At 39.0% G+C, this 18,649-nt stretch carries 20 protein-coding genes; all 20 read left to right on the top strand.

What is annotated here, in order from left to right:
• Nucleotides 1–2: 2 nt before the first annotated feature.
• Nucleotides 3–260, top strand: a complete 258-nt coding sequence (locus MN204_RS06560; RefSeq protein WP_249870304.1) for a hypothetical protein — start codon at nt 3–5, stop codon at nt 258–260.
• Nucleotides 257–2,374: a LuxR C-terminal-related transcriptional regulator gene (locus MN204_RS06555; protein ID WP_249870303.1), complete on the top strand. Its 2,118-nt coding sequence runs from the start codon at nt 257–259 to the stop codon at nt 2,372–2,374. Before MN204_RS06560 ends, MN204_RS06555 begins: the two co-directional genes overlap by 4 nt.
• A gap of 138 nt (nt 2,375–2,512) precedes the next feature.
• Nucleotides 2,513–2,938, top strand: coding sequence for a DUF192 domain-containing protein (locus MN204_RS06550; protein ID WP_249870302.1), 426 nt, complete (start codon nt 2,513–2,515; stop codon nt 2,936–2,938).
• 55 nt (nt 2,939–2,993) lie between these two features.
• Nucleotides 2,994–3,179: a Flp family type IVb pilin gene (locus tag MN204_RS06545; RefSeq protein ID WP_249870301.1), complete on the top strand. Its 186-nt coding sequence runs from the start codon at nt 2,994–2,996 to the stop codon at nt 3,177–3,179.
• 86 nt (nt 3,180–3,265) lie between these two features.
• Nucleotides 3,266–3,772, top strand: coding sequence for an A24 family peptidase (locus MN204_RS06540; RefSeq protein ID WP_249870300.1), 507 nt, complete (start codon nt 3,266–3,268; stop codon nt 3,770–3,772).
• Nucleotides 3,769–4,143 (top strand): TadE/TadG family type IV pilus assembly protein, encoded by a 375-nt coding sequence (locus MN204_RS06535; RefSeq protein ID WP_249870299.1) that lies wholly within the window; start codon nt 3,769–3,771, stop codon nt 4,141–4,143. Before MN204_RS06540 ends, MN204_RS06535 begins: the two co-directional genes overlap by 4 nt.
• 9 nt (nt 4,144–4,152) lie before the next feature.
• Complete coding sequence (locus MN204_RS06530) at nt 4,153–5,073, top strand: pilus assembly protein TadG-related protein (RefSeq protein WP_249870298.1); 921 nt, start codon at nt 4,153–4,155, stop codon at nt 5,071–5,073.
• 9 nt (nt 5,074–5,082) lie between these two features.
• Complete coding sequence (gene cpaB / locus MN204_RS06525; protein ID WP_249870297.1) at nt 5,083–6,015, top strand: Flp pilus assembly protein CpaB; 933 nt, start codon at nt 5,083–5,085, stop codon at nt 6,013–6,015.
• A gap of 18 nt (nt 6,016–6,033) precedes the next feature.
• A complete protein-coding gene (locus MN204_RS06520) occupies nt 6,034–6,837 on the top strand; it encodes a CpaE/TadZ family protein (protein WP_249870296.1) in 804 nt (267 codons plus the stop codon).
• Between the two features lie 3 nt (nt 6,838–6,840).
• The gene (locus MN204_RS06515; protein WP_249870295.1) at nt 6,841–8,253 is read left to right on the top strand and encodes a TadA family conjugal transfer-associated ATPase; all 1,413 of its coding nucleotides are present in this window, start codon (nt 6,841–6,843) and stop codon (nt 8,251–8,253) included.
• Entirely contained in the window at nt 8,253–9,188 is a 936-nt protein-coding gene (locus MN204_RS06510) for a type II secretion system F family protein (RefSeq protein ID WP_249870294.1), read from the top strand. Before MN204_RS06515 ends, MN204_RS06510 begins: the two co-directional genes overlap by 1 nt.
• A 4-nt stretch (nt 9,189–9,192) precedes the next feature.
• Nucleotides 9,193–10,104 carry a type II secretion system F family protein gene (locus MN204_RS06505; RefSeq protein ID WP_249870293.1) on the top strand — a complete coding sequence of 304 codons (912 nt, stop codon included), beginning with the start codon at nt 9,193–9,195 and terminating at the stop codon, nt 10,102–10,104.
• Nucleotides 10,105–10,569: 465 nt separating this feature from the next.
• On the top strand, nt 10,570–11,868 hold the full coding sequence (locus tag MN204_RS06500) for an ABC transporter substrate-binding protein (protein WP_249870292.1): 1,299 nt from the start codon (nt 10,570–10,572) through the stop codon (nt 11,866–11,868).
• A gap of 225 nt (nt 11,869–12,093) precedes the next feature.
• Nucleotides 12,094–12,954: a carbohydrate ABC transporter permease gene (locus MN204_RS06495; protein WP_249870568.1), complete on the top strand. Its 861-nt coding sequence runs from the start codon at nt 12,094–12,096 to the stop codon at nt 12,952–12,954.
• Nucleotides 12,954–13,772 (top strand): carbohydrate ABC transporter permease, encoded by an 819-nt coding sequence (locus tag MN204_RS06490; protein ID WP_249870291.1) that lies wholly within the window; start codon nt 12,954–12,956, stop codon nt 13,770–13,772. The genes MN204_RS06495 and MN204_RS06490 overlap by 1 nt, the downstream gene beginning before the upstream one ends.
• Before the next feature lie 260 nt (nt 13,773–14,032).
• Nucleotides 14,033–14,752, top strand: coding sequence for a ThuA domain-containing protein (locus MN204_RS06485; protein ID WP_249870567.1), 720 nt, complete (start codon nt 14,033–14,035; stop codon nt 14,750–14,752).
• Between the two features lie 27 nt (nt 14,753–14,779).
• Nucleotides 14,780–15,820, top strand: coding sequence for a Gfo/Idh/MocA family protein (locus MN204_RS06480; RefSeq protein WP_249870290.1), 1,041 nt, complete (start codon nt 14,780–14,782; stop codon nt 15,818–15,820).
• Nucleotides 15,817–16,851, top strand: a complete 1,035-nt coding sequence (locus MN204_RS06475; RefSeq protein ID WP_249870289.1) for a Gfo/Idh/MocA family protein — start codon at nt 15,817–15,819, stop codon at nt 16,849–16,851. The genes MN204_RS06480 and MN204_RS06475 overlap by 4 nt, the downstream gene beginning before the upstream one ends.
• Nucleotides 16,852–16,867: 16 nt before the next feature.
• Nucleotides 16,868–17,836, top strand: a complete 969-nt coding sequence (locus tag MN204_RS06470; protein WP_249870288.1) for a sugar phosphate isomerase/epimerase family protein — start codon at nt 16,868–16,870, stop codon at nt 17,834–17,836.
• Nucleotides 17,837–17,940: 104 nt separating this feature from the next.
• Nucleotides 17,941–18,642, top strand: a complete 702-nt coding sequence (locus MN204_RS06465; RefSeq protein ID WP_249870287.1) for a YesL family protein — start codon at nt 17,941–17,943, stop codon at nt 18,640–18,642.
• Nucleotides 18,643–18,649: the final 7 nt, after the last annotated feature.

Raw genomic sequence — 18,649 nt, 5'->3', positions numbered from 1 at the left:
ATATGGTCAGTAAAGAAAACATACCGCTTCAAATGGAATGTACTATGCTGTTTCAATCCAATCCATACATGATTGAAACGGTCGAAGGGTTAAGCATTAAACTGGGAAGAAAAGCAGATGACATTCTTCCAATTATCGAACAATTAGAGCAACAAGGGATTCTGGAAATGCTTGGCGATGAGATATCCCCATTGTACCGCTACAAGGAACCAAAGATTATACAGGATATCGACTTTGCAGAAGAAGTGGATAGCATATGAATGAAAATCTGGAACTCCTGGAGGAATTACAATCCGCATATGCAGCGAAGTATGGCTTCACGATATGGCTGACAGACGAAAACGGGGAAACTGTTCTACCTCCTGATGGTGACAATGAATTATGTAACGTGCTGCTAAATCTGGAACAGAATAATATAGGAACGAAACTAAAGCCTAGGACACAAAAAGCATGGTCCGCTCATACACCTGTTTTTTATGATATTTTTCCGGGTATCTATGTACTAACGACTTCCATCTCACTGGAGAATACAAAAAAATATGATTTATTTGCAGGTTTCATGATTGAGGATGAAACCCAGGATCTTCTAATCGAACAGTTGAACGCTACATATCCAGATGAGGATATACAATGGGGGACGATTTTGGTTAACACACCACACATTACCCCTTCTGCAAAAACGGTATGGAAAGATTGGATGAAAAAAGTCGGTAAGCTTATTACCCAAATACTTACGGAAACAACCGATAGTTCTATTTTTTCTCTGCAAAATGAACTGTTTCGTAGAGGTGTACAAGAGAGGGATCGCAGTATCGCCCATTTGTTGCATGATTTTTTCCAACATAAACAGGGAATTGATTTTCTCGGTCTGGCAGAAGAACAGGACAATTCATTGGTGGTAACCGAAGTAATTGGAGAAGGAATAGATGCTTTTCAGGGAGCTCCATTTTCTCCAGGAGAAGGATTTTTAGGAAGGGTGTTTTTAACGGGGGAGTTTGCCTTCTGGGAAAACATTGATAAGGACCCAAGATCAATCTTTTTCAAGAGACATCAATTTAAACCCAAATCCCTTCTATGTTATCCGATGAAGCAATATGATGGGTCAACGAAACTATTATTTGGCGGGAATATCCATAAGGGCGGATTTTCAAGTAGTGATTTGGAAATGGCAAAAACATTGGGAATCATGCTGGAAGCCCATTCGATTATCCATCATCTGCAACGTGAGAACGACGAGCAGCTTCGCCGATTATCATCCCTTATTGAAATCTCCAAACTAATGGTAGCTGCTCCCGATATAAAAAGAATCGTCTATATATTAGTAGATATCGGTTTAAATCTAGTAGATGGTACTTTTTCTTGCCTTGTTTTAAGAGATATCCAACATGATAAAGTGAAGCTCATTTCCCGAGGAAAAGCGACAATCGATATCGGAGCGTATGCAAAAGACGCTGCAGCACGCTTTTTTGATGGGGATTCTCGTGAGAAACAATCTTCAACGATTCAAGTAACTGAAGATGGAGATCGTGTCGTTGAATGTCCGTTATTTAATAGAGGAAAGACAGTTGGAATCCTAAGTGTCGGCATATCGAACCAATCGGAAGCACAGCTCCAGGAACATATCCATTATTTAGAGACGCTTTCCATTATTGGTGGAGTTTCGCTACAGCTTGCAGGTAACGAAGAGGAGCAATCCGAAGAAAAGCAAGTAAACGCGTTATTTCGGGCAATTGAACAATTCGACAAAGAAGCATATGCCAAAGCGGTGAATGCCGCAAACCTTGCTGGCAAGTATGCGATGCATCTTGGCTTGGATGCACCTGTAATAAAGGAAATTATCCATGCATGTCAATTAGCATCCTATACGCCGGAATTCATTCGGGATACCTTTCCAGAAAAAAGAATCGATTTGATTATCAAGGAAGGGAAAGCATTAATGGAAGGCAATACATTACAATGGGAAGAGGCAAGTATCGGGGGACAAGTAGTTGCATTGGTAATGAACTATATTCAAACGGAATCAATCGAGGCAATCCCGAAGCAAATTCTTGGCAATGAAACCGTCCAAACGTTTATATCGTTCGTCATGGAATTTCGAGTTGTTGAGGAAGAAATCAACTTGGATGAACTTCCAACAGAACGGAAGATTGACTCTGTGACAAGTACGATTAAGGAAATGGATCTGTCCCCAAGAGAGCAGGAAGTACTTGATCTTGTCATTCAAGGGTTAAATAACAAGGAAATTGCCCAGGAACTCTACATTAGCGGGCATACCGTTAAGAACCATGTAACGAAGATTTTTCAAAAGCTCGATGTGCCTGACAGGGCCCATGCTATTTCCAAAGTATATCAGCTAAAATATCACTCTAGTTAAACCTCTCAGGAATGAGGGGTTTTTCTAATGCATTCATTTTCGGTTGTTCCTATCAAACGATAAAAAAACGGTAGGAATAGGAATGCATTCCTATTAGAAACGGTCAAGGCATAACAGGAATGGTGGGGGATATTTTTTATGTCTAAAGCAATGCATAATAGGGATTGTAAGTTGGTCAACAAGTTACACCAAATCCAAAATAAGCAGGAGGTGCTGAAAATCAAACTGGTAAATATAGATACAGACGAAGCGATTGCTGAACGTGTAAAAGGAGCCTATACATTCTGGTCTCGTTTTAAAGGATTGATGCTGACAGAGAGCATGCCGGAAAACGAAGCCCTTCATATATCTCCTTGTACAGCGATTCATACGTTTTTTATGAAATACAGCATTGATATTATTTATCTTAATAAAGAAAAAGAAATCGTGGGGATCGAGGAATACCTGGAGCCGGGAAGAATAGGTAAGAAATTTATGAACGTAAAATCAGTCATTGAGCTTCCAGCCGGTACGATTCGAAACACCTCAACAGCAGTTGGACAAAAAGTCAACTTGGATGACTAGGATTTATGAGAAAGTCAATTAAAAAAATAATATAGATTAAAAGGAGAGATTTTGAATGTTAAACAAAATCAAAGGATTATTTATTGAAGAAAAAGGACAAGGGATGACGGAGTATGGGTTGATTTTGGGATTGATTGCTGTGGCTGCAATTGCAGTAATTGCTTTATTAAGTGACGGTGTAACAGATTTATTTACCGATCTTAAAACTAAACTTAGTGGCATTATGACAACTACCCAATAAGACATAAGTTTTTCTAGTAAGGACCCTGCTTAAGGGTCCTTTTATAAGATTTTATTTATCAAAACACGAATGAAAGGATGGACCCTATGATTAATATCTTCCTTATTATCGTTTTACTGATTTGTTTAATTACAGACATTAAAAACAGAATGATCTACAACAAAGTAATTTATCCTGCACTATTAATCACATTTATCTACCATTTTACAAAAGGCGGCTGGGAAGCACTTAACCATTCTTTCATTGGTTTTTTGATAGGTTTTGGATTATTACTTATACCCTATTTTATGGGTGGTATGGGAGCTGGTGATGTGAAGTTACTTGCTTTGATAGGTGCAATGAAAGGATCAGCTTTTGTATTCCAATCATTTTTATATATTGCAATCATTGGTGCACTAATGGCAATCGCTGTTATTATTTTCCGTCAAGGAATGTTGAAATCGGTAGTTTACTATATATCGAGTTTAAAGAGTGGTGTTGTACTCAAAGGCGGCATTTCCAGAGGCTCTTTAACGGCCACCTATCCATACGGTGTTGCAATCGCAGGAGGAGCATTTCTTGGGTTGCTCTTACAAGGCTGGAGTTTTCTATGATTAGGAAGCAAGACGGTCAATCATTGGTAGAATTCGCGTTGATTCTACCAATTTTATTAATGCTATTAGTGGGAATAGTCGATTTTGGAAGGATCCTTTACACCCATTTGCACCTTGAAATGGTTGCTCAGGAATCGGTCAGAATCGGTGGTTTGGGTCAAAGTGACAAGGAAATCCGGATATATGCGATGAATCAGTTTCATGGAGATGAATCTAAGCTGCAAGTAGCGATAACTCCTGGAGATAGTGTTCGTAAGGCTGGCGACTATATCACGGTAACATTAAGTTACCCAGAAGAATTTATGAACGTACTTGGCGATGCTGCCATTCCATATACCGTACGAACAAATTCTACCATCCGGGTGGAATGAGGTGTGTAGATGATATTATTTTATAAAAAATTAAACAAAAATGAAGATGGTAATGCAATTATTCTTATGGCATTAGCCATGAGTGCAATGATTGCTATGGTTGGCGTTGTTATTGATGGCGGCAATTTATTTGTATCAAAAAGCCACCTTCAAAAAACAGCCAATGCAGCTGCATTATCAGGAGCACAGGAAATCGTAAACTCAGAAGCTGCTGTCAATGAAGTCGTTAACCAGATACTGCTATCCCATGACGAAGAGAATAGCTTGTCACAGGTAAATATAGAAGCGAATCGACAACTTATTGTTGAACTTACTAAGGATGTCCCACTTTATTTCGCTACATTATTTGGAATTGATTCTGTACCAATTACAGTGGATGCCAAAGCAGGCGTCAATCCAATGGGAGAGGCAACGGGTGCTGTCCCGCTTGGTATCAATGAAACTGTAAACCTGGTTTATGGACAAACCTACGAACTGAAAGTAGATGCTGGTGATTCGATAAGCGGAAACTTTGGTGTACTCGCACTAGATGGACCGGGAGCTAAATCATATGAAGAAACTCTTACACATGGCTTTGATGAAAGCCTTAAGGTAGGAGATATTGTAAATACGCAAACCGGAAATATAGCTGGTCCCACTAGAAGAGGGATAGATTACCGAATTGCCAATTGCCCCTATCCTGAGGGGGATTATCAAGAGAGAGATTGTTCAAGGGTTATGCTGGTTGTCGTTTATACACCACATCTTATGCAAAATAACCAAATGAAAAGTGTTAAAATTACAGGTTTTGCTTATTTTTATGTCAATCAGCAGATGAGTAATACGGATGACACAGTTAAAGGGATTTTCATTAAACGCACCGGCCCTGGTGTTACCGGTGAGAACAGTCCGCGCGATCGCGGAGCATATGCAATAAAACTGGAAGAGTAGGTGTGTTTTATGAAACCAAAGAAAGTACTGCTGCTTGCAGTCCTATCAGGAATTATTACGACGGCATTATTTTATCTGTTTATAACGAATACCACTGCTGAAACAAGTGCTTCCGAACAGCCACCTGTAGAGATGGTAGAAGTTGTTGCGGCGACAGCAGAAATACCAAGTGACCAGCAAATCCTACACGAGCAGGTTGAGGTAAAAGAAATCCCTGCAGACCAGGTCCATCCGGAAATGGTGACAGACATAAACAGTGTGTTGAGTAAATACACAACTGCTGCTATCAAGCAGGGGGAAATTCTGATGAACCATCGAATACAAGAAAAAACAGAAGAGAAAGAAGTCCTATCCCGTAAGATTAATGAGGGGTATCGTGCTATATCTGCGGAAGTCACCTATGTTACCGGTATCTCTAATTTAATTCAACCGGAGGATTATGTGGATGTGGTCCTTACACCAACTGAAACACTCAAAACAGAAATTATTCATGAAAAGGTTCGTGTGCTTGCGGTTGGGGAACGGATAACCGAGAAAAAAGCAGAAGGTGCTGAACCGGTCGTGTATCAATCGGTCACATTGGAACTGAATCAGGATGACACGGTAAAGCTGGCCAATGCTAGAAACCGCGGGGAGCTGCAGCTGGCTCTCTATAGTAAATCAGATGTAACGGAAGAAAAAGCAGAAAAAGAAGTGAAAGCAACGGAAGAGAAAACTTCGCCAACTGAAGGTAAAGTCGTGACACTTCCAATTCAATCAGTTGTCCGAAAGTCACCGAGCCTCAAGGCTGACCCAATAGAAATCGTGAAAGAAGAAACGACACTATCTCTTATGGGAGACCAGAAAACAGATGAAGATGGACGAATTTGGCTTGAGATCGAGACAACAGATAAACAAAAAGGCTGGATCAGCAGCCGAATTATAAAAGGCGAACAGGAGTAGAAATGCGGAGGGATTAGTATGACAGAGACACATGACATCAAACGAATAGTAGTTTGCAGTGCTGTAGGTGGAGTTGGCAGAACAACGATAACAGTCAATCTTGCAGCACTTTTGGCAAAGGAAAATAGTAACGTTCGTGTCCTTGATGCAGACCTTCAATTTGGCGATATTTCCATGGCGTTCGATCTCCACCCAACACGTACACTAAAAGATGCGGCAGAGCGAAAGGATACAGAGAATATTCTTTTCTATTTGATGAACCATGAATCAGGTGTGAAGGTATTGCCAGCGCCGGACCGACCAGAATATGCAGAATTGATTACTCCGGATTTTCTTATTTCAGTTAGTGAAAAACTACAGGAAGACACAGATTTTTTAATAATGGAAACACAAGCAGGGCTGAATGATTTAACGATTCAGCTGATGGAAAAGGCGGATTTGATTTTAGTAGTCAGCACACCGAGAATGGCGGCATTAAAAAATTCTAAGCTGATGATTGAAACCCTTGAGTTACTGGGGTTGAAAGATAAAGCCCATTTATTAATCAATAAATTTACGGCACAAACGGTGATCAGCCAAAATGAAATACCAGAACTGACAAGCATGGAAAAGGCAATCTATTTATCTTTTACCGATAAGCAAATCGATCATTCACTGGACGTGGGAATCCCTTTTATAACAAGCCATCCGAAAGCGGCATTCTCCAAGGAACTGAAAAAAGCTGTTTCCCAATTGTTTGATTTAAGTACAAAAAAGAAACCAAAAGGCAAAACAGGCTTTTTTCCTCCCTTACGTTTAAAGGAAACAGGCCAAGGAGGATAAGGAATGAGCTTACTAGCCAGAATTCAATCGAAAAGTCAGGAAAACATGAAGGAACAAAAAACGGACAGTACCCCAAACGAAGAAATAATTCAAAAAGCAGAACTCATACCGGTGGAAGTTTCTTCACCTGAAACTGAGCCATTCTACACACCAGAACCTTCCGAGGACTATACCGAATTAAAAAATCTCATATTCAAGTACATTGTAAAGGAACGTAATGACGAGGAAGTAGGAGAAATCGTTTCCGACCTCGATTCCATCATTACTGAAATTTTGAACGAAAATGAAGGCATCAAGGATATCAAGGACTGGAAAATGCTGAAAGAAGAAATAAAAAACGACCTGACAGGGTATGGACCTATCAATCCTTTGCTGTTGGATGACAGTGTGACTGAGGTTATGGTCAATGGACCGAAACAAGTATATGCGGAGCGGAATGGGAAATTGTCGCTTACAGCTATACAGTTTCGTGACAATGATCATGTAATGGCAGTGCTGGAAAAGATTGTCGCTCCACTTGGCAGAAGAATTGATGAGAGCAGTCCGATGGTGGATGCAAGGTTAATGGATGGGTCAAGGGTAAATGCAATTATACCACCACTGGCATTAAATGGACCGACGATTACCATCCGTAAATTCTCGAAGGATCCTTTCACCATCCATGACTTAGTCCGTTTCGGTACGTTGACCGAAGAAATGGCTGATTTCATCAAGGCAAGTGTCGAAGCGAAATTAAATATTTTTGTAAGCGGGGGAACGGGTTCAGGTAAAACGACCACCTTGAATGTGCTTTCTTCGTTTATTTCCAATAAAGACCGAATCGTGACAATCGAGGATGCAGCTGAGCTTCAGCTTGGACAGGATCATGTCGTTTCACTTGAAACAAGACCTCCGAATATTGAAGGAAAAGGAGCAATATCGATTCGTGATCTCGTAAGAAACTCGCTTCGTATGCGCCCAGACCGGATTGTAATAGGGGAAGTTCGTGGCGGAGAAGCACTGGATATGCTGCAGGCAATGAATACCGGGCATGATGGATCACTTGCAACAGGACACTCCAACAGTCCAAGAGATATGGTCGCCAGACTGGAAACGATGGTACTGATGGCTGGGATGGAATTGCCCGTGAAAGCGATCCGTGAACAAGTTGCAGGGGCATTGGATTTGATTATCCAGCAATCAAGACTAAAGGATGGTACCCGCCGGATTACAAATATAACGGAAGTGCAAGGACTTGAAGGGGATATTATTGTGCTTCAGGACATCTTCAAGTTTAAGCAATCCGGTGTAGATCAGAATGGGAAAATTATCGGCAAACTCGTACCGACAGGCATCCGACCGAAGTTTTATGAGCGAATGGAAAACGAAGGGATTCATCTTCCTTCTTCTATCTTTACGGAAAAGGTGGAAATATAATGAAGTACGTCCTATTGATTACCATGTTTGTAACGATTTTCACTTTTCTCATTGCTGTTAGTCTTTTTCGCCAGTCACAAAAGGATAGTCAAGAGCAAGCCCAAAAGAAGAAAACATCTATTAAACAAGTGCTCAAAGATATGAACTATAAATTAACCCAGCTATTATTGAAAAATAAAAAACAGAGCAAGAAAAAGAACAATCTCGAACAAAAACTGAGTGTTGCCGGAATTCCTGTCAAACCAGAAGAATTCATTGCCTTTCAGTGGCTGGCAGCAATCTTCACTGGCGGACTGTTTCATTTGTTAACAGGTAATATACTTTTCTCCTTACTAGGTTTAATCTTGGGGTTTAAAATCCTATCTGTATGGCTGAAATCGAAAGAAAAGAAGCGGATAAAGGAATTTAATATGGGATTGCCCGGAATGATTACGTCGATGATCGGTTCCTTACGGGCAGGATTCAGTTTGCCACAATCATTAACGATGGTCGCTGAAGAATCCTATTCACCGATAAAGGAAGAAGTGGAGCTCGTATTAAAAAAAATGCGCTATGGCACTTCCCTTGAGGATGCACTGGTTGAATGGAAAGAAAGAATACCGAGTGAAGATTTGGAGCTGATGGTAGAAGCAATCAGCATCCAACGACAAGTAGGCGGAAATTTGGCATTTTTATTAAATAAGATTGTCGAGACCATCCGGGAAAGAACGAAAATTCAAAATCAGATTAAGACACTTACTGCACAAGGACGTTTATCGGGGATGATTATTAGTCTGTTGCCGGTAGCACTCGGCTTTATTATTTATTTAATGAACCCAGAATATATTGGAACACTTTTTACGAATCCTATTGGAATTGGTATGCTGATTGCCGGACTTATAGGTGGAATTATCGGCTTTATACTAATACGAAAAATTACAACAATCGAGGTGTGATCTGATGGCTTTATATGTTAGTTTTTTTATGTTTATTAGCTTGTTGACATACGGTGTAGTCGGAATCCGGTCTGAAAGAAAAGGACATATTCAAAAGAGAATACAGGCTTATTTTGTTAACAATAAACCACCCGATCATACAGATATGGAAGAAGAGCTTTCTTTCCATCAGCGAGTTGTTAAGCCGATGTGGATTTCATTTAAACGAAAATATACAAAAAGATTAGGAAAAGAAGAAGCATCCAAGCTTGAGCATTTGCTGCTACAGGCTGGTCAGCCATTTGGTCTGAGTCCAGTAGGCTTCAAAATGGTACAGACTTCCTTAATCGTTGGACTACCTGTACTTGGATTGGCGCTTGGGTTTCTCGCCAGCTTACAGACGACATATATGCTGCTGATTTTATTGCTTGCCATTGGAACAGCAATAATTGTCCCGAAACAATTCTTAAAAAAGAAAATCCAAAAAAGAAGCCAGTCTGCAGGAAAAGAGCTGCCAGATATTCTTGATTTATTAACGATCAGTCTGGAGGCGGGGCTAGGGTTTGATGCTGCGTTAAGTCAGGTTGTTTCCAAGAAAAATGGGGAAGTTATTAAGGAATTCAAGGTTGTATTAGAGGAAATGCGCCTTGGCAAAACAAGAAAAGAAGCATTGAATGCCATTAATGAACGACTTGTCTCTGATGAACTAAGAACATTGATTTATAATATTGTCCAAGCAGAAAAGCTGGGCATCGGAATGGTCTCTGTTTTACGTGTTCAGACAGAAGATATCCGGGAATTCAGGAGACAAAAGGCGGAAGAAGCTGCAATGAAAGCTCCAATCAAAATGATGTTTCCATTGGTATTATTTATTTTTCCGACGTTATTTATTATTTTATTGGGGCCTGCGATGATACAGCTTATGGGGTCGTTTTAATGGATTTTCATGAAGAAGTGCCATGGTGAATGTTTCGTTCATCCGGCACTATCATTAAAGCTGAGTGTATTAGAGGGTTAATAATTGATAATATATTCGATAAATTGTGCAAACGTTTTAACGGAATAGCATCAAAGATATTTGATGATGAAGCCTGATAATTTGTTTTCTGATAGATTACTAATTGATTATATAAACCTTGATATATAAGCTTTTTTGGAACGATAATTTATATTAAACTAATAATGATAACAATTATTTTTTAAAAATAAATTGCTCTTTAACTTTTTTTATGATACTATCAAATTAAGTTAATGCAAACGATTTCTCAGAAGTTTATAAGGATGCTTAATGCTTTAGTAGAATGGATTAATAGTATTTAAATGAATACGATTGCATTCAATTTTTTAAGATTATATGTAACCGATTTCATTTAAGGGAAAAACAAAAAAGGTGGGGTTAACAATGAGAAACAAATCATTTCTATCAAAAATTTTTATTATGTTTGTTCTATCCGGTATTTTAATAGTTGCGGGTTGCTCATCAAATGATGGTGGGGATTCCGGTGCTACAAGTGATCAAACGGTAGTCGATGTTTTTCAATTTAAAGTAGAGTTTAAAGATCAATTTGAGAATCTTGTAGCTCAGTACCAAGAGGAAAATCCTGATATTAAGATAAATGTTCAAACAGTCGGTGGAGGAAATGACTATGCAGCATCGTTGAAATCATCATTTGCTGCAGGAAATGAACCTGACATTTTCAATGTTGGCGGACCGACCGAAGTTGAAGAATATAGGGAATACTTAACGGATCTATCCGATACGGGTGCAGCTGAAGCAGCATTAGAAGGCACATTATCCGGTGTGACGGATGGTGATGAAATCTTAGGATTACCATATAGCCAGGAAGGATATGGCTATATCTACAACAAAGAAATATTCAATCAAGCTGGTATCAATGCAGAAGAGTTAACAACTTATGAAGCATTGGAAGAGGCTTTTGCAACACTGGACAGTCAAAAAGAGGAATTAGGTCTTGATGCTGTTATCGCACTACCCGCTAAAGAATTATGGGTTATGGGTAATCACTTAGCTAACACATATATCGCTTCAGACTTTAATGATGATATTTTAGAGGCGTACGAAGCTGGGACGATTCCATTTAGTAAAAGTGACGAGTTACAAAGAATGCTTGATTTGCAGAACGAGTATTCCGTTCAACCAGTTTTAAGTCTTGATTATTCACAACAAGTTGAACAGTTATTCTCAACAGGTAAGGTTGCATTAATTCAACAAGGAAACTGGATTTATCCTACTGTAGAACAAATGGATGCTGATTTTGCTGAAAATGGCATTGGAATGATCCCAATCCCTGTTGATGGACTTGAAGGCCACTTGCCTGTAGGTGTACCTCAATACTGGGTGGTCAACAGTAATGCAGATGATGCAACACAGCAGGCAGCAAAAGATTTCCTTGACTGGATGTATACATCTGATGCCGGTAAAGAGCTTGTATTAAATGAATTTAAATTTATTCCAGCATATGAAGGATACGATACAGAACAAATTTCGGATCCGCTTTCACAGGATGTTTATAAACATGCATCTGAAGGTAACACAATTGGTTGGGTTTTCATGGCTTCTCCGGTAGGATGGCAGGAAGATTCATTGGCAGTAGGCATGCAAAGGTATTTAAGTGGAGATATCACTTGGGAACAAGTTATCGAGCAATCCCGTGCAGATTGGGAAAACTCCAGAAAATAAATTATAAATAATTAGGAATGGTACAACCAATAAACTAAATCTATATTTTGTTGGTTGTATCTCTCGTTCTACCTCACTTTTACGGGCAGTAAGCTCCCTCTTAATAAGGTAACTAGGGTCTACTGCCTGTGAAAGATCTTTTACTTTATATCCAACAGGAGAAATAGTCCATTGAATGAAGTTTGGTTTATGGAAAATATTTTTGAAAGAGTGGAGGTGCTAGTATTGAAAAATAGAAGTTTATCATTCTGGTTATTTGTTACACCAACCCTACTAGCATTAGGGCTTGTAGTTTTTGTTCCGTTTATATATGGATTTATTTTCTCCTTCACGGATTGGAATGGCTTACGAGCTACTCAATTTTTGGGGATGGAACATTATATCAATTTATTTCAGGACAGGGAATTTCTCAATTCAATCTGGTTTACAATTAAGTTTGCCGTTGTTTCTATTATTCTGGTAAACGTTATTGGATTAGGTTTAGCTTTACTCGTTACACAGAAAATGAAGTCCAGCAACATTTTAAGAACAGTCTTCTTTATGCCTAACCTGATTGGTGGACTAATTCTAGGTTTTATCTGGCAGTTTATTTTCATCAGTGCGTTTGACAGTGTTGGCAGTCTGCTTGGCATCGAATGGCTGCAGGGCTGGTTATCGACAACCGGAACAGGCTTTTGGGGGCTCGTTATTCTAAATACATGGCAATACGGCGGTTATATAATGATTATATATATTGCTTATTTGGAAGGTGTACCAGGAGAACTAATTGAAGCGGCTGAAATCGATGGAGCAAATCCATTCCAAAGATTTTGGAATGTAACGTTCCCGCTTATTGCACCTGCTTTCACAATTAGTTTGTTTCTTACATTATCCAATGCATTCAAACTTTATGATCAGAACCTTGCATTAACTGGTGGGGGACCATATAACTCAACGCAGATGGTTGCGATGGATATATATAATACAGCTTTCAGTGATTACAACATGGCATATGCGCAGGCCAAGGCGGTAATTTTCTTTATTCTTGTTGCTGCTGTAGCATTGACGCAGGTTTATTACAACAAGAAAAGGGAGGTTGACCTATAATGAAGGAAAAAAAGCGAAATAAAATGTTGTTGCAAATAGTTGGAATCTTGCTTGCTTTATTGTGGTTATCCCCATTTTACTTGATGGTTGTAAATGCGTTTAAAACAAAGAATGGTATCTTTACAGATGTTTTAGGGTTGCCAACCGAATGGACATTTGACAATTTTAGACAGGCTTTCATCGATCTAGATTTTGCTAGTTCCTTATTTAACTCTGTCTTAATCTCAGTTGTAAGTGTTGGTATTATTATCATTTTCTCATCAATGGCTGGTTATGCTTTAGCTCGAAACACAAGCAAGCTAAGTGCGGGTATATTTATGATTTTTGTAGCTGCTATGCTCATTCCGTTTCAGGCTGTTATGATTCCGCTTGTATCGCTATTTGGCCAGGCAGATATGCTTAACCGATCAGGATTAATCTTTATGTATTTGGGATTTGGGTCAAGTTTATCGATATTCCTTTATCACGGAGCGATGACTGGAATACCAAAAACAATGGATGAAGCAGCAACAATCGATGGTGCAAATAGATGGCAATTATTCTGGAAAATTATCTTTCCAATGTTTAAACCAATATCTGTTACGGTAATGATTTTGAATTTAATTTGGATATGGAATGATTTTTTACTGCCTTCCCTTGTATTAAGTTCAGATCAGGCAACTATTCCATTGAAAATGTTCTTTTTCTTTGGACAGTACACAAAACAATGGCACTTAGCATTGGCGGGATTAACTATTGCGATTATACCGGTGATAATTATTTACTTCTTTGCACAAAAACATATTATTAAAGGGGTATCTGAAGGAGCTGTAAAATAATTTGCAGTTCCCTCAACCATTCGTTTTATAATTCATTTTTAGGAAGTTTAGCAAACTTAGACATATTGTTATAAAGATGATTAAAGTATTTCATGGAACACCCAATGAGCAAAGAATTCATCTTATTATCCCAACTGTGTAATTAAAGTGAGAGATTCATCTCTCATGTACAAAGGTGCATAAAGTACGTGTAATAACTCTTTTGCACGCTCAAATGCAAACGATTGCCCATATTTAACAATAAAGGAGAGTATAAAATGATGAACGTAGTCGTATGGAATGAGAACCGTCATGAAAAAACAAATTCAGCAGTTTCAGCTATTTATCCAACAGGAATTCACGGAGCTATTGCAGAATTTCTTCAAGAAGAAGATATTCAAGTGAAGACAGCAACCTTGGACGAGAAGGATCACGGATTGACCGACGATGTATTAAGTGAGACGGATGTATTAGTTTGGTGGGGCCATGTAGCCCATGATGAGGTGAAAGATGAGGTCGTTGAAAAGGTCCAGCAGCGTGTATTGGATGGTATGGGATTAATTGTATTGCATTCAGGGCATTTTTCCAAAGTTTTTAAAAAGCTAATGGGTACCAGTTGTGACCTTAAATGGCGTGAAGCAGGAGAAAAGGAACGAATTTGGGTAGTGGATCCAACACATGCGATTACCGAAGGACTTGGCGAATATATCGAGCTTGAGCAGGAAGAAATGTATGGTGAACATTTTGATATTCCTACACCTGATGAACTAGTCTTCGTAAGCTGGTTTGAAGGAGGAGAAGTGTTCCGAAGCGGTGCGACGTTCAAACGTGGTAGAGGGAAGATATTCTATTTCCGACCTGGGCATGAAACATATCCTACATACTATAACAAAGGTGTCCAACGCATTATTAAAAACGCAGTAAACTGGGCAAATACCAGTAATACTCCAAGACATGTTTACGGAAATGCACAAGCCTTGGAAAAAATTACGGAAAAATAATTGCTTCGGTAAAGGAGGATCTCTATTATGTCAAAACTTCGTGTAGCAGTGATTGGCTGTGGAAGCATCGCCAGACATCGTCATTTGGTGGAATATGCCAGCAATCCGGAAGTAAATATTGTTGCGGTATGCGATATTGTTGAATCAAGAGCGAAAGATGCTGCGGAAATTTATGATGCAAAATCTTATACAAACTATGAACAGCTATTGAAATCAGAGAGAATTGAAGCAGTAAGTGTTTGCCTTCCTAACTATTTGCATGCTCCTGTAAGTATCGCTGCTTTGAATGCGGGTTGTCATGTATTATGCGAAAAACCTATGGCTACATCAAAAACAGAGGCAGAAGAAATGATAAAAGCCGCTGAAGCAAATAATAAAAAGTTAATGATTGGTCATAATCAACGATTTGTAGCCTCACATCAAAAGGCTAGAAAACTGATTCAACAAGGGGAAGTAGGGAAAATCTACAGCTTTCGAACAACGTTTGGTCATGGGGGTCCCGAGGGCTGGAGCGCAGATGGAAAAGAAAGCTGGTTTTTCAAAAAAGATGAGGCCTTTATTGGAGCAATGGGCGACCTTGGAGTACATAAGGCTGACCTGCTTCGATATCTATTGAATGAAGAATTTGTTGAGGTTGGAGCTTTTGTAGAGACAAGTGCAAAAGAAAATACAGATGTTGATGATAATGCGACATTGATTTTGAAAACAGAAAAGGGAATTATCGGAACTTTGGCAGCAAGCTGGGCATATACGGCAAAAGAAGATAATTCAACCATCATATACGGGGAAAATGCAATAGTACGTTTGGAAGACCATCCAGATTATTCTCTTATTGTGCAATATAAAAATGGAGAAGTCGTCAACTATGAACTTGGTGGCATCCAGTCCAATGAAGAAGGCGGACAGACAACGACCCATGTAATTAATCACTTTGTAGATTCAATCCTTCATGACTCGGAACCTTTAATTAATGGAATTGAAGGTAAGAAATCATTGGAAGTAATTTTAGGTGCACTCGAATCTGTCAAAACCAATCGTATTTATCAGCTGGAGAAGGAATCAAAATGAAGAAATTAAAAATGGGAATGATCGGGGTAGGCGGCATTGCACAGAGCAGGCACATTCCAGCCTATCTCGCCATACCTGAAATAGTTGAAATAACCGCTGTACAGGACTTGGATCAAACCCGGGCAGAGGAAGTGGCAAAAAAGTTTCATATCCCAAACGTATTTGCAAATTACGAGGATCTTTTTGAGATGGTTGATGCTGTAACCATTTGTACTCCAAACAAGTTCCATGCAGAGATAGCGATTGCAGCTTTGGAAGCAGGGGTACATGTATTTTGTGAAAAACCAATGGCTATATCTGTAAGTGAATGTGAAGCGATGCTGGCTGCTTCGCAAAAAGCAAATAAAATCTTATCGATTGCCTACCATTATCGTTTTATGGAAACATCCCGAATTGCAAAGCAGGCGATGAGTAAAGTTGGAGACCCACTTGTAACACGGGTTCAGGCTCTAAGACGCCGGAAAGTTCCGGGGTGGGGAGTTTTTACAAACAAAGAACTGCAAGGTGGCGGCAGTTTGATCGATTGGGGATGTCACTTTCTTGACTTGTCACTTTGGTTGTTAAATGGACCGGAGCCTGTTGAGGTAATGGGTACTGCTTATAATAAATTAAGTAAAATCCCTAGTCAGATTAACGAGTGGGGAACCTTTAATCATGAAATATTTCAAGTCGACGATCATGTATCCGCGTATATTAAATTTAAAGATGGCAGTTCGATGTTATTTGAATGTTCATGGGCAGCAAATATAAAAGAAGATATAACAAATATAAGCATATCTGGAGTTGATGGAGGTCTTAATGTCTTCCCGCTTGAAATTTATCGGCCGGAGCATGGAGTTTTTATGACGACGACTACGGAGATAGAAGAAAATCCTCAGGACGTTGACGTTCTCCAGGCAAGGAATTTTGCAGAAAGCTGTCTCGGTGAAGCAGAATTACGCTGCAAACCAAAAGAGTCAATGAAGGTAACTAAATTAATAGAAGCAATCTATAGAAGCAGTGAAAAGGGTTCAAGCATAAAATTACAGTGAAGCGAGGTTATGAAAAATGAAACTTGGTGTATTTACGGTTTTATTTGCAAACAAGCCGTTTGAAGAAATGCTCGACCATGTCAGTGATGCAGGATTGAAGGCAGTAGAGATCGGTACAGGTGGAAATCCCGGCAACGCACATTGCAACGTAGATGAATTACTTGCAAGCAATGATAAGAGAAAAGCCTTTATGGAGAAAGTCGAGTCACGCGGTTTAACAATCAGCGCATTCAGCTGCCATGATAATCCAATCTCACCAAATAAAAAGCATGCTGAATCGTCCCATGATGCATTTACGAAAACGGTCAGGCTGGCTGAATTACTCGGTGTTCCAGTAGTAAATACCTTTTCGGGAACACCTGGGTCCAATGAAGATTCTAAATATCCGAATTGGCCGGTAACCCCTTGGCCAACGGAGTACGCTGATATTTTAGAATGGCAATGGGAAGAAAAACTAATCCCATATTGGAAAGAACAAGGACAATATGCCAAAGATCACGGTGTTAAAATTGGTTTGGAGCTTCATGCGGGATTTCTCGTACACACACCATATACATTGCTGAAACTAAGAGAAGCGACACATGATACCATTGGAGCAAATCTTGATCCAAGCCATTTATGGTGGCAGGGAATCGATCCGGTAGCGGCAATAAAAATTTTAGGTAAAGAAAATGCAATCCATCATTTTCATGCCAAAGACACATACATTGATCAGGATAATGTCAATATGTACGGTTTAACAGATATGCAGGCATATTCAAAGGTTCAGACTCGTGCATGGAGTTTTCGATCTGTTGGCTACGGTCATAGCATCCAGGAATGGTCGAATATTGTAAGTGCATTAAGGACTTACGGTTATGATTATGTTATAAGCATTGAACATGAAGATCCGATTATGTCAATCGATGAAGGATTTAAGGCAGCAGTCAAAAATCTCAAATCAGTCAATATCGAGGAATCACCTGCAGAGATGTGGTGGGCCTAATCCGGTGGATGGCTCTCTTTAAGAGAATTTTATGGTATTAACTTGAATGGAGAGAAACTGACTCTGCAAAAATAATCTTTAAATTGGCGGGAGATGAGAATAGGTTGAAAAACTCAGGATTAATAGGCGGCTTATATGTTCTAAGTGAATGGATCATGAGGTTTTCTGTTATTAATTTACTTTGGATTTTCTTCAATTTACCGATTGTTTTCATTGTAGTAAGTATTTTATTTGCTGAGCAAATGAGCAATGTGTCAATACTATTACCTCTACTTCTTGTGATAACGCCTTTTTTATTTTTTCCTGCTACAGCTGCAATTTTTGCCACAGTAAGGGACTGGATAATAGATAATGATAAAGAAAATGATGGACTTATTAGATCATACTGGCGCTATTATAAAGAAAACTACAGAAAAAGCTTATTGGGAGGAACCTTTTTAACCATTCTATGGCTTATATGGGGCGTGGATTATTATTATTTTAGTCAAGTAAGTATTATTCTCATGTTCGCCTTTGTCATTATGGGAGCAGTTTTATTTGTATATACAATCAATTTTTTCTCAGTAGCAGTTCATTATAATATGAAACTAGGGTCGATTTTGAAAAATACGCTGTATGTAACTATTGGCAGTCCTTTGTTATTTTTTACAATCCTTTTGGGAAATGGACTTCTATTGATTATGAGTTTTAATACAATTCATTTTTTATTACCTTTCTTCACCTGGTCATTGCTAGCATTCATCTCATTTTCTGCATTTTACCGATTATATTTAAGCTTGACGAGGAATCAGGGAAATAAAAGTTAATGTCTAA

Origin of the sequence: Oceanobacillus saliphilus, assembly GCF_023522835.1 — a bacterium.
In the GTDB taxonomy this organism is placed as follows: Bacteria; Bacillota; Bacilli; order Bacillales; family Amphibacillaceae; genus Oceanobacillus; species Oceanobacillus saliphilus.
Note: the sequence above shows the minus strand (reverse complement) of the source record. Positions and strands in the feature narration are given on the sequence as shown.